Source organism: Streptomyces sp. M41(2017) (genome assembly GCF_002078175.1).
Lineage (GTDB): Bacteria > Actinomycetota > Actinomycetes > Streptomycetales > Streptomycetaceae > Streptomyces.
In genome coordinates, this window is record NZ_MWFK01000002.1 from 1,342,337 (window position 1) to 1,353,470 (window position 11,134).

11 protein-coding genes are annotated in these 11,134 nt (G+C 70.0%); 5 read left to right on the forward strand and 6 right to left on the reverse strand.

What is annotated here, in order from left to right; translation table 11 throughout:
- Positions 1 to 19: 19 nt before the first annotated feature.
- Together B0675_RS31575 and B0675_RS31580 are read right to left on the reverse strand one after the other, a co-directional pair.
- Positions 20 to 454, reverse strand: coding sequence for an FMN-binding protein (locus B0675_RS31575; RefSeq protein ID WP_081223023.1), 435 nt, complete (start codon positions 452 to 454; stop codon positions 20 to 22).
- An 11-nt stretch (positions 455 to 465) separates the two neighbouring features.
- A complete protein-coding gene (locus B0675_RS31580) occupies positions 466 to 1,830 on the reverse strand; it encodes a ferric reductase-like transmembrane domain-containing protein (RefSeq protein WP_081223024.1) in 1,365 nt (454 codons plus the stop codon).
- Positions 1,831 to 2,000: 170 nt separating this feature from the next.
- On the opposite strand from B0675_RS31580, the gene B0675_RS31585 reads away from it, so the two are divergent.
- Together B0675_RS31585 and B0675_RS31590 are read left to right on the forward strand one after the other, a co-directional pair.
- Positions 2,001 to 2,735, forward strand: coding sequence for a response regulator transcription factor (locus B0675_RS31585; RefSeq protein ID WP_081223025.1), 735 nt, complete (start codon positions 2,001 to 2,003; stop codon positions 2,733 to 2,735).
- Positions 2,732 to 4,171 carry an ATP-binding protein gene (locus tag B0675_RS31590; protein ID WP_081223026.1) on the forward strand — a complete coding sequence of 480 codons (1,440 nt, stop codon included), beginning with the start codon at positions 2,732 to 2,734 and terminating at the stop codon, positions 4,169 to 4,171. Before B0675_RS31585 ends, B0675_RS31590 begins: the two co-directional genes overlap by 4 nt.
- Positions 4,172 to 4,174: 3 nt before the next feature.
- On the opposite strand, the gene B0675_RS31595 is transcribed toward B0675_RS31590, so the two are convergent.
- Positions 4,175 to 5,062: a universal stress protein gene (locus tag B0675_RS31595; RefSeq protein WP_081223027.1), complete on the reverse strand. Its 888-nt coding sequence runs from the start codon at positions 5,060 to 5,062 to the stop codon at positions 4,175 to 4,177.
- Positions 5,063 to 5,415: 353 nt separating this feature from the next.
- On the opposite strand from B0675_RS31595, the gene B0675_RS31600 reads away from it, so the two are divergent.
- From B0675_RS31600 to B0675_RS31610, 3 genes are all read left to right on the forward strand, one after another.
- A complete protein-coding gene (locus B0675_RS31600; protein WP_081223028.1) occupies positions 5,416 to 6,090 on the forward strand; it encodes a CBS domain-containing protein in 675 nt (224 codons plus the stop codon).
- Positions 6,091 to 6,334: 244 nt separating this feature from the next.
- A complete protein-coding gene (locus B0675_RS31605) occupies positions 6,335 to 6,805 on the forward strand; it encodes a CBS domain-containing protein (protein ID WP_081223029.1) in 471 nt (156 codons plus the stop codon).
- 11 nt (positions 6,806 to 6,816) lie between these two features.
- A complete protein-coding gene (locus tag B0675_RS31610; RefSeq protein WP_081223030.1) occupies positions 6,817 to 7,476 on the forward strand; it encodes a CBS domain-containing protein in 660 nt (219 codons plus the stop codon).
- 100 nt (positions 7,477 to 7,576) lie between these two features.
- On the opposite strand, the gene B0675_RS31615 is transcribed toward B0675_RS31610, so the two are convergent.
- From B0675_RS31615 to B0675_RS31625, 3 genes are all read right to left on the reverse strand, one after another.
- Complete coding sequence (locus B0675_RS31615; RefSeq protein WP_081223995.1) at positions 7,577 to 8,317, reverse strand: CBS domain-containing protein; 741 nt, start codon at positions 8,315 to 8,317, stop codon at positions 7,577 to 7,579.
- Positions 8,318 to 8,444: 127 nt separating this feature from the next.
- Positions 8,445 to 10,166 (reverse strand): GAF domain-containing protein, encoded by a 1,722-nt coding sequence (locus tag B0675_RS31620; protein ID WP_107482886.1) that lies wholly within the window; start codon positions 10,164 to 10,166, stop codon positions 8,445 to 8,447.
- A 295-nt stretch (positions 10,167 to 10,461) separates the two neighbouring features.
- Positions 10,462 to 11,133 carry a pyridoxamine 5'-phosphate oxidase family protein gene (locus B0675_RS31625; protein WP_081223031.1) on the reverse strand — a complete coding sequence of 224 codons (672 nt, stop codon included), beginning with the start codon at positions 11,131 to 11,133 and terminating at the stop codon, positions 10,462 to 10,464.
- Between the last annotated feature and the right edge of the window lies 1 nt (position 11,134).

An 11,134-nucleotide genomic window follows, 5' to 3' on the forward strand; every position in this document is an offset into this window, starting at 1 on the left:
GCGGAGGCCTGTCGCGGTCTCAGGCACGGGCCTGGTCCAGGGCGCTCTGCAGGGACTGGATGTAGCCCTGACTGGTGTAGCTGGCCCCGGAGACGGCGTCGATGTGCGCGCTCTGGGCTCCGATCGCCTCCTGGGTGAGGCGCGGCAGGGAGTAGGAGGCGATCTGCTGGTCCCGGCCGTTCTGGTCGGGCGCCTGGAGCACTTTGACCGCGGTGAGCTTCCCCTTGGCGAGGGTGACCGCGACCTGCACGGTTCCGTACTGGGTGTCGACGGGGTCGCCGGTGAACGTGCCGGTCGCCGCCCCGGACGCGGTTCCCGTGGAGGTGCCGGACGAGGAGGGCGTCGAGGAGCGGGGGGCCGCGCCGGAGGTGGCGGGGAGCTGGTGCGGTTTCAGGGTGAGCAGCAGGACGACGAGGGAACTGATCCCTGTGGTGGCGAGGACGGCTCGGCGCATGACGGACTTCCTCAGAACGTGAACGACTCGTGGTGGATGCGCCGCGCCGGTACGCCGGCCTCGCGCAGGGACTCGATCGCGGCGAGCGTCATGCCGGGGGGACCGCAGAGATAGACGTCGTGGGCCGCCAGGTCCGGTACCAGAGCGTTCAGGGCCGGGGCGGTCAGGGGTGCGGAGTGGCGGGCGTCCTCACCGACGACGTAGTGCACGACGGCTCGCCGGTGGGCGGCGATCGCGTCGATCTCACCGCGCAGGGCGAGGTCGACATGGCGGCCGGCCCGGTAGACGAGGGTCACCTGTCCGGGCAGCGTCTCGAAGAGCGCGCGCAACGGGGTGATGCCGACGCCGCCTGCCATGAGCAGGACCTTGTGGGACGTGCGGCGGTCCGCGGTGAAGCCGCCGTAGGGTCCCTCGGCCCAGACACGGGTACCGGGCGCGAGGCCGGCGAGGGCCGCGCTGTGGGCGCCGACGGTCTTGACGGTGATGCGGAGGCGGTCGGGCCGTGCCGGCGCGGAGAGGGAGTACGGGTTCGCGGTCCACCACAGTCCGCGCGTCAGGAAGCGCCAGCGCAGGAACTGCCCGGGCATACCTCCCAGTTCGTCGAGGTGTGTGCCGGTGAGGTGGACGGACACCACGCCCGGTGCCTCGGGGTGTACGGCGGCGACACGCATCTGGTGGCGCAGCCCGCGCCGCAGCGGCACGGCGAGCCGGTACCAGGCGAGCAGTGCGGAGACGCCGAGGAAGAGCGTGTACCAGGCGATCTGGGCGGGCCGGTGGCCGACGAAGTCCGCTCCGTTGGAGAGCTGGTGGCCGAAGGTGAGGAAGACCGCAAGGTACGTGGCGAAGTGCAGGTAGTGCCAGGTCTCGTAACTCATCCTGCGGCGCGCGGCCCGCGCCGAGAGGATCCCGGTGGCGAGGAAGAGGACGAAGCCGATGGTGCCCTTGAGGAGGTCGGGGTAGTTCAGCACGAGCGTGGACGTCTGGCCGATCACGTCGGTGTGCGAGGTCAGGGAGTAGCCCCAGATGATCAGCAGGGTGTGCGCCAGGGCCAGGGAGATCACGCAACGGCCGCCCAGGGCGTGCCAGCGCGCGAGACGGTCGGTTCCGACCGTGTGGTCCAGGAGGGGCATGCGAGCCATCAGCGCGAGGAGCACGGCGCAGCCGTAGCCGGCGAGCAGGCCCGTGATGCGTCCTGCCCCGGTGAGCCAGCCGGCCGGGCCGACCACCGAGGCCGTGTCGCTCCACCACAGGGCCAGCACTCCCGCGGCACCGGCCCAGATCGCCAGGGGGGCGAGGAACGGCACCCAGCTGCGCCGCGGACGCCGGTGGCGTGTCCCGTGGTCCCGGTGGGTGGTGGACGTGAACGTGGTGGTCATGGGCTCCTCCGGATGTGGCTCGCTCCGGCGATGAGCGGTCAGCTTCACAGCCCAACTTCTGAGGACCCTCTGAAACGGTCTCCGGACCCGCCCCTCCGCACGCATTCAGAGGAAACTCAGAGCATTCGGTCGACCTGGCGCGGAGCGCGGTGGGGGATGCTGAAGGAACCATGGACGAGCCACGTACGACATCCCCGCTGGTGCGCCCCGACGGGCAGCCGGTGCGCATCCTCGTCGTCGACGACGAAGCCGACGTCACCGATGTCCTCTCCAGGGTCATGACCGCGGAGGGATGGCAGGTGCGGACGGCGGCGGACGGAAGGTCCGCTGTCGCGACCGCCCGCGCGTTCCACCCCGACGCGGTGGTCCTGGACTGGATGCTGCCTGATCTCGACGGGCTCCAGATCCTGCGGCTCCTCAGGCAGGAGGCGCCCACCGTCTGTGTGCTGTTCCTGACCGCTCGTGACGCGGTGGAGGACCGCATCGCGGGCATCACCGCCGGCGGGGACGACTACGTCACCAAGCCCTACAGCCTGGAAGAGGTCCTGGCCCGCGTGCGGGGCCTGCTCCGACGCTCCGGCATGACCGCGGCGTCCGGATCGAACCGGCTCACGGTCGGGGACCTCACCATGGACGAGGAGGCCCGAGAGGTCAGCCGCGGCGGCGCGCCCGTCGAACTCTCCCGCACGGAGTTCGAACTCCTGCGGTTCCTCATGCGCAACCCGCGGCGCGTGCTGTCCAAGGAACAGATCCTCGACCGGGTCTGGTCCTACGACTTCGGTGGCCGGTCCCACGTCGTCGAGCTCTACATCAGCTATCTGCGCAGGAAGGTCGACGCGGGGCGCAGCCCGATGATCCACACCGTGCGCGGAGTCGGCTACGTCCTCAAGCCGGAAGCCCAGTGAAGCGGCTTCCGCCGCGCACCCTCCGCGGCCAGCTCACCGTCGGCCTCGTCACGCTGCTCGCCCTCGCCTGTCTCGCCGTCGGGATCACCACCGCGCCGGCCCTGCGAGGGTTCCTCATGGGGCGCCTCGACGAACAACTCGTCGCGTCCGGCGGCCGTTTCGCCGCCAGCCTGGAACACGAGGCCAGACCCGACGCGGACAACCGCCCCGACACCCGGGGTCAGGCGGAGTCGACCTTCGGCGCACGCCTCCTGAACGGCACCACCACCCAGGCCGCCGTCGTCGACGACGACACCGACCGCCCCGTCCCGCTCACGTCCGGCGACCGACGTGCTCTGGCCGCCGTTCCGGTGGACGGCAGGGGGCACGGCATCCACCTCTCCACCCTGGGGAGTTATCGCGTCACAGCCTTCCACGGCGACGACGGGGACGTCCTCATCACGGGTCTGCCTCTCCACCCGGTGGAGGAGACGGTGCACCGGCTCGAAGCGGTGGAGGCCGTGCTGTTCGGTGCGGCCCTCGTGATCACGGGCATCGCGGGGGCGCAGTGGGTACGGATCTCTCTCCGCCCCCTCCAGCGAGTGACCGCCAGGGCGGCCGAGGTGTCGGAACTGCCGCTCGCCAGCGGCGAGATCGCCATGCCCGGACCCTTGTCGGACACCGATCCGCGCACCGAGGTCGGCCAGGTCGGCACGGCGATGAACCACATGCTCGGTCACGTCGAGGACGCCCTCGTCCGCCGTCAGGCGAGCGAGGAGGGACTGCGTCGTTTCGCCGCCGACGCCAGCCATGAACTGCGCACCCCCGTAGCCAACATCCGAGGACACGCGGAACTGGCCCTCCGCCACCGCGGGCCCGTCGCACCGGAAGTGCGCCACGCGCTGGAGCGCATCGACGGCGAGTCGCAGCGCATGAGCCGCATCGTCGACGACCTTCTGCTCCTCGCCCGCCTGGATGCCGGGCGCCACCTCGAACACGAGCCGGTCGATCTGACGCTGCTCATCCTGAACGCGACGGCGGACGCTCGCGCGGCGGGCGCCGACCATGTCTGGCGCCTCGATCTGCCGGAGACGCCGGTGACCGTGCCGGGCGACGCCCACCGCCTCCAGCAGGCCATCGGCAATCTCCTGGCCAACGCCCGGACGCACACGCCGCCGGGGACCGACGTGACGATCGCGCTCACGACCGGCCTGAGCGGAGCCTGCGTCACCGTGACCGACAACGGGCCGGGCATTCCGGAAGAACTCCAGCAGACGGTCTTCGGCCGCTTCGTCCGGGCCGACCCCGCCCGCTCCCGCAGCACGGGAAGCTCCGGCCTCGGCCTGGCCATCGTCCACGCGGTCGTCACGGCGCACGGCGGGACGGTGGCGATGACGAGCAGCCCGGGTCACACGACGTTCCGGCTGCTGCTTCCCCTCGGACGGATGGCACGCTGACGCTCAGTCGCCCGGTCGACGCGACGCACCGTGGGGAACCACGGCCACCGGGCAGTGGGAATGGTGCAGAACGGCGTGGGCGACCCTCCCCAGCGGGGTACCGGGCGCGTGCACGGGCCGACGCGCCCCGATGACCAGCAGATCCGCGTGTCCGGAAGCATCGACGAGAGCACCGGCCGGGGACTGCGTACGGACCAGATCGCACGTCACCGTCAGATCGGGAAACTCTTCCCGTACGGGTGCCATGAGACGGCCGACGGAACTCGCCTGCTCCTCGGCGACCTCGGGGAGATCACCCAGCATCGGCACCATGCTTCCCGCGTACTGGTAGTAGGTGTAGGCGCTCAGCACGCGAAGTGACGCCTTGTGGCGGTCGGCGGTCTCCGCGGCGAACCGCACCACGTCGAGGTCGCGTTCGTCGCGGACGGCCACGACCACGACGCCAGTGGTGACGTGGTCGGGCTCGCCGCGGACCACGACGACGGGAACGGTCGCGCAGGCGGCGACCCGTAGTCCGACCGACCCGAGCAGGAGAGCGGCGAACCCGCCGGCGCCACGGGAACCCACGACCATGAGGCCGCCTTCCCGCGAGGCGTCACGCAGTGCTTCTGCGGGCGACCTTCGGCTGACCACACAGGCGACACGAATCCCCGGGGCCTGCTCCTCCGCCCGCTCGACAGCGGTCTCCGCGGTTTCCAGACCGGTGTCGAGCACCCGCTGTGCCACAGCGGCCGAGGCCAGGTCCGCACCCCAGGTATCCAGAGCGGTGGCGCACACGATGTGCAGTGGTGCGTCGCGGGAGGCGGCTTCGAGGGCGGCCCACCGCACTGCGGGCGCGGCGCCCTCGGATCCGTCCGCCCCTACGACGATGGGCGCGCGCACGACATCCATGATCCCTCCAAGGTTCAAGGTCGTTCCACCGTGGCACCCCGGCCCACGAGCGGGAAGCGGCCGGTCGTCCCCCGCGGGGGTCCGACCGGCCCGAAGAGTGCGCTGCCGGCGTGCTGGAGAAGACGCTCCCCGAGCACACGAGCCGCGTAGAGCAGTCCGGGCGACCTTTCACGGGGTCCTCATGGCACTCGGGCAAGGCCGAGTGGCCCGTCGCAAACGGCCGGTTGCCCCATGGTGCCCGGCTCGCTGAGTACGAGACTTGAGATGGCACCTGCCGCACGGACACAGACCCGGGTCCACCGCAGCGTCACAGGCTGCAGGGGCCGAGCGGATCCTCAACTCACGGAGTCATCATGCGTGGCACACCGCTCACTGTCGGGGACGTCATGACATACACGGTCGCCGCCGTCGACAAGCAAACCGGGTTCAAGGAGGTCGCTCGTCTCATGCAGCACCGGCACGTGAGCGCAGTGCCGGTCACCGCGGCCACGGGACACGTGGTCGGTGTGATCTCCCAGGCCGACCTCCTCTCCAAGGAGGAGGTACGAGACGATCCGGACGTCGCCTTCCTGCAATTGCGTCAGCCGGTGGACATGGCGAAGGCCGGGGCTGTCACCGCGGCGGATCTGATGTCCTCTCCTCCCGTCACCGTCCACGCGCACGCGACCCTGGCGGAGGCCTCACGCGTGATGATGCGGGAGGGCGTCAAGCACCTGCCCGTGGTCGACGTGACCGGACGGCTCAAGGGGATCGCCAGCCGTTCCGACTTGCTGAAGGTCTTCCTCCGCGATGACGAGGACATCGCCGCGGAAGTCCGGCGGGAGGTTCTTCCCTCCGTCTTCAGTCAGCCGTCCTCGGCGATTCGGGTCGATGTGTGGGACGGCGTCGTCACCCTGACCGGTCGCGTCCACGACACTGCCTTGATCCCTGTGATCGCACGCCTGGTGCGGACGGTGGAGGGTGTGGTCGATGTCCACATCGACGTGCCGCGTGAGCGCGGCGGCACCGGCGAGTCCGGTCGGGCGTAGTTCTGGTCGACATCGTCCACGGTCGAGAGGGAACCCGTGGCCGGGCCATCCGGCCCCCTTCCGGGACCAACGGCCCCTGCCGCTGCCGGCCCGCCAGAGTCTTCCATGGAGTGGGGAGCTACTTCCTGGCCATCGCTGGGAGGAGGAGAGAACGATTCCGCAGGTGGGGCGAGTCCCCGCCGGCCGGTGCAGGTGTGCTCGACGTCATCTGACGCAGGCTCATCGAACAGTGAGGTGCAGGCGCATGAGGGTCTCGGATGTGATGACCTCGCCCCCGGTGTGCGTGCCGCCGGACATCTCCCTGGCAGAGGTGGCCAGGGACATGGACGAGCGCGCCGTCGGATCGGTCCTCGTGGTCGAGGACGGCACGCTGCGCGGGATCGTCACCGACCGAGATCTCGCGGTACGCGGGATGGGTTGTGGCCTGGTGTCGACAACTCGGGTGGGAGACATGATGTCTCCGCGGGTCGTCACGGTCGAGGCGTCCGACGATCTGCAGACCGCCTACCAGACGTTCCGTCGCGCAGACGTGCGCCGGCTGCCGGTCCTGGCCTCCGGCCAGGTGGTGGGGGTGCTCACGATCGATGATCTGCTTCTCGACGTCTTCCGGCGACTCGGCGACCTGCTCGGACCGGTCGCATGGAGCGTCCTTCAAGAGTCCCGGGAAGCGGCACCCGGGAACCCTGCGCCATCCGACGCACCACCTCGGCCGTGAGGAGCAAGGCCATGGAGAGGAATCCGTATCGAGTGGGCGACGTGATGACTCATGCCGTCGTCGCGGTGGGCCGGAAAGCCCTGTTCAAGGACATCCTCGAACGAATGGAGAAGTGGCAGGTCAGCGGCCTGCCGGTGCTGGAGGGCGACGGGCGGGTCATCGGATTGGTCTCTGAGGCCGATCTCCTGTCCAAGGAGGCGCTCCGGGGCCGCGACGCCGACCGGATGACTCGGCTGCGGTCCGTGCCCGAGCTGGCCAAGGCGGAGGCGGTGAGCGCGGAGGACTTGATGAGCGCGCCGGCCGTCACCGTTCACGCGGAGGCGACACTCGCCGAGGCCGCGCGCGTCATGGCCCTTCGCCACGTCAAACGACTGCCCGTGGTGAACGACGAGGGGGTACTCGAAGGCATCGTCAGCCGCGGCGATCTTCTGAAGGTGTTCCTGCGTCCGGACACGGAGCTCGCGGACGAAATCCGGCACAGCGTCGTCGACGCGGTGGGCTCGACTGCCCCGGCCGGCTCCGTGGCCGTCACCGTCGACGACGGAGTCGCGACACTGACGGGGCAGGTGGAGGACGTCGCTCTCATCCCCCTCGTGGCCCGGATGACGCGCGGCGTCGAGGGAGTGGTGAAGGTGGACTGCCGGCTCACTGGATCGCAAGCATCCAGGTGAGCATGGCGATCCGTCCCTCGCGGACGTCGCTGCTTCATCCCGGCGTGTTGCGGCGCATGCGCCCCATCCTCACGGGGTGGGGACTCCGGCTGCGGGCCAGTCACCGCTGCCGCGGCTTCTCCTGCACCGACGGCTTCGCCTCACGCCGCGCTGCTGGGCGGGGATCAGGGAGGTCCGGGTCGAGATCAGGGTGCCTGGGCGGTCCGGTGAGTGCGCACCGTACATCCACCACACCCGCCACCGCTCGCGCGAGGCGTGCGGCCAGCGGAATCAGTTCCGGTTCCTGCACTCGGCCTGCGAGCGTGACGATGCCGTCCTGAACCTCGACCCTTGTCCCATCGGTGTGCGGGCCGAAGAGACGCAGGACGACATCGCGCCGCACCTCCCGCGCCATGTCGCTGTCCTCGCGCAGAAAGACCTTGAGCAGGTCGGAGCGGCTGACCACGCCCTGAAGCCCGCCGTCGGAGCCGACGACCGGCAGTCGCTTGACCCTGTTGCGCGCCATGACGCGGGCGGCGTGGGCAAGACTCGTGGCCGGCGACACCGTGATGGCGGGTGCACTCATGAGTTCGCCCGCGCACAGCGCATCGGCCTTGCGGAACTCGGCCGGGTGCTGCAGTTGTCCGTATCGCCCTGCGTCCCCCGCGCCGTACTCCTCCTTGGGCAGGAGATCGGCCTCGGAGACGACACCGACGACGCTTCCGGTGTCGTCCAGCACCGGAAGTGCACTGACGCGCCACCGGTTCATGACCCGAACGATGTCTTTGAAGGCCGCTCCGGTGCGCAGGGCGACGACTCGGCGGGTCATCACATCGTTCACGACGATCGGAGTGCCGCTCATGGTGTCCTCCAGGGACTCGGCTGCCGTCACGGGACACCTTCAGGCTGCGGGGCCGGCCCCTGCACGTCATGAGCCGAGCGGGCCAGGCGGAGGGGGCCGACCGGCCCTGCGTCCAACGGCCCCTCCCCTAGCTCGTGGTCAGCGGTACATGCCAGTCGAGCATCGCGCCACCGCCGGGCGAACGGCCGACCTCCAGCGATCCGCCGAACTGCGTGGCCCGTTCCGCCATGTTGCTCAGCCCGCTGCGGCGGCCGTCTCTCGGAATACCCACACCGTTGTCGGACACCGTCAGGCGGAGCTCCCGGCCATCCGTCCTGAGTACGACATCGGCTCGGTCGGCGTGGGCGTGGCGGGCGATGTTGGTCAACGCCTCGACGAGTACGGCCACGACGTGGTCGGCGACCTCGCGCGGTACGTCGGTGTCGAGCAGCCCCTCCATACGCACGCTGGGCGTGAACCCGAGCACGGAGACGGCGTCGGCGGCAGCTCGGGCGGCTCGGCCACGCAGCCCGGTGCCCGCCGTCTCGCCCTCACGCGTCCGCAGGCCGAAGATCGTCGATCTGATGATCCTGATGGTCTCGTCCAGGTCGTCCACCGCCCGCAGCACCCGCTCGGAAGCCTCAGGATGCTCGATGAAACGGCCCGCGCTCTGCAGTGTCATCCCGGTGGCGAACAACCGCTGAATGGCCAAGTCGTGCAGGTCACGAGCAATCCGTTCCCGCTCCTGGAAGACCACCACCTTCTCCGCGTCTCGTCGCCTCTCCGCCAGCTCCATGGCGATCGCGGCCTGTGCCGCGAACCCCCTGAGCATCTCGCTCTCCGTCTCGGAGAAGACCGAGTCACCTGCTTCACGTGCGAGGAGCACCACTCCGCGCACACCCTCCGCTCCCGTGCCGATGGGCACAGCGATGGCCGGCCCGAGCCCCTGGAAGCGTGGCGGCTCGGGAGAGATCCGCTCGTCCTCCGTGACGTCGTCGCTCGAGACGGGGGCGGCGGCAGTGAACGCCAGTCCGACCAGTGTTCCCTCCAGGGGCAGTACGAGTCCCCGGTGGGCCTCCGCGTCCATGCCCACGGCGATCTCCACACTGAGCGTCGGGCTCCCCTCCACCGGTATGGCTACGGCAGCCAGGGCGGAGCAGGAGATGGCTCGCGCGTGTCCAGCGATCTGGGCCAGCGCCTCGGCCACCGCTCTGCCGGACATCAGACTGTGGCTGATCTCCGCGCTCGCCTTCAGCCAGCGTTCACGGAGACGGGAGTTCTCGTACAGCCGAGCGTTGTCGATCGCCACACCTGCCGCCACGGCGAGCGTGGAGAGCAACGCCTCGTCCTCCTCGTCGAACTGACCGCCGCCGCGCTTCTCGGTCAGATACAGGTTGCCGAAGACCTCGTCCCGTACGCGAATCGGAACGCCCAGAAAGCTGTTCATCGGGACGTGACCGACCGGGAAACCGTGCGAGGCGGAGTGCTGGGAGAGCTTCTCCAAGCGCAGGGGCCGCGGGTGGCGGATCAGTTCACCCAGGATGCCGTGGCCCTCGGGAGGCGAGCCGATCGCGGCGATCTGCTGATCGCTCATGCCGAAGGTGTGGAACGCGGACAGAGACCTGCCGTCGGGTCCGACCACGCCCAGCGCGGCGTACTGGGCGTCGACCACGGTCGCGGCCGCCTCCACGATGGACCGCAGAGCCTGTTCGAGGTCCAGTTCCCGACCGACGGAGAGAATCGCGGCGAGGAGTCCGTGCACGCGACCACGCGTGTCCCGCCCGGCCCTCAGTCGCGCCTGAAGCTCGTCCAGGAGTTCATCGAGTCGCAGGCCAGTCCCCGGACCACGGATCTCGCCCGGATTCTCCACCGTGCTCCCTCCGCCCTGTCGGCATTCCTGAGGCACGCGGGCCTCACACGGAAGCTGCCTTCCACGGTAGCCCTCCTCGGCCGGAGCGGACAGGCACGCCGAAGCAGGGCCCGCGGAATCAGCGCTCCGCAGCGGCGGATGTGTTCCGTTGGTGGGGCCGGACGATGGGGTGGGAGCTCATGGCTCCCCCACCGTCCGTCGCCTGGCACGACCGGCGCGGACCTGATGGTCCGGGGAGCACTCCGCAGGTCCGGCCGCTTCGGGCTCCAACGCCTCCACCCGCCCGGGACGGCTCTCAGACCACGATCCGACGGCCCGTGACAGCTCGGGGCTCGATGCGCATCCACACGTCCTTGCGTCCACCCGCCCACGGCGCGCTGTACGAGAGCTCCGTGAATCGAAGGATCTCCCCCGGATCCGTCACCGTCCGAGCACGACCACGGACGAGAACGCTCCACCCTTCGCTGAAAGCGTCGTCGATGCGGTCGACCTCGAACGCGACCAGTGAGCCCGCCGCGAGCGACGGAGTCGTGCCGCGAGCCGTTCTGAAGACGATCCCGCCGTCGATCACGCTGTAGTTGACGGGCACGACGACAGGTCCCTGATCCGTGGACACGCCCAGCCGTCCGACGCCGTGCTGGCCGAGCAGATCACCGCATTCGGTCCTGCTCAGCTCGATGAACTCGGGAGCACGAGCAGCCTTTCCTGGACCGGGTGCCCGATTGGCGTCACCTCCGGTGAGGGCCGAGACGGTGGTCCGCAGAACCGCGGCCAGTGTCAGCATCGTTCCCCGGCCCGGAGCCGCACCGGAGTGCTCTTCCAGGTGCGCAAGGTATCTGGGGGCCATCCCCGAGGCGCCGGCCACTTCCTCACGCGTCAGTCCGAGTTCCAGGCGGCGAGCCGCGAGCCGGCGCCCGAGATCACCGGCGGCAACCTCCGTCACGTGCATGCTTTCCTGCTCGTCCATG

Bases quoted from the DNA above. Each gene is read 5' to 3' on its own strand.
- B0675_RS31595 (WP_081223027.1), bottom strand. From the start codon at position 5,062: ATGGATGTCGTGCGCGCGCCCATCGTCGTAGGGGCGGACGGATCCGAG.
- B0675_RS31610 (WP_081223030.1), top strand. From the start codon at position 6,817: ATGGAGAGGAATCCGTATCGAGTGGGCGACGTGATGACTCATGCCGTC.
- B0675_RS31605 (WP_081223029.1), top strand. From the start codon at position 6,335: ATGAGGGTCTCGGATGTGATGACCTCGCCCCCGGTGTGCGTGCCGCCG.
- B0675_RS31600 (WP_081223028.1), top strand. From the start codon at position 5,416: ATGCGTGGCACACCGCTCACTGTCGGGGACGTCATGACATACACGGTC.
- B0675_RS31615 (WP_081223995.1), bottom strand. From the start codon at position 8,317: ATGAGCGGCACTCCGATCGTCGTGAACGATGTGATGACCCGCCGAGTC.
- B0675_RS31580 (WP_081223024.1), bottom strand. From the start codon at position 1,830: ATGACCACCACGTTCACGTCCACCACCCACCGGGACCACGGGACACGC.
- B0675_RS31585 (WP_081223025.1), top strand. From the start codon at position 2,001: ATGGACGAGCCACGTACGACATCCCCGCTGGTGCGCCCCGACGGGCAG.
- B0675_RS31575 (WP_081223023.1), bottom strand. From the start codon at position 454: ATGCGCCGAGCCGTCCTCGCCACCACAGGGATCAGTTCCCTCGTCGTC.
- B0675_RS31625 (WP_081223031.1), bottom strand. From the start codon at position 11,133: ATGGACGAGCAGGAAAGCATGCACGTGACGGAGGTTGCCGCCGGTGAT.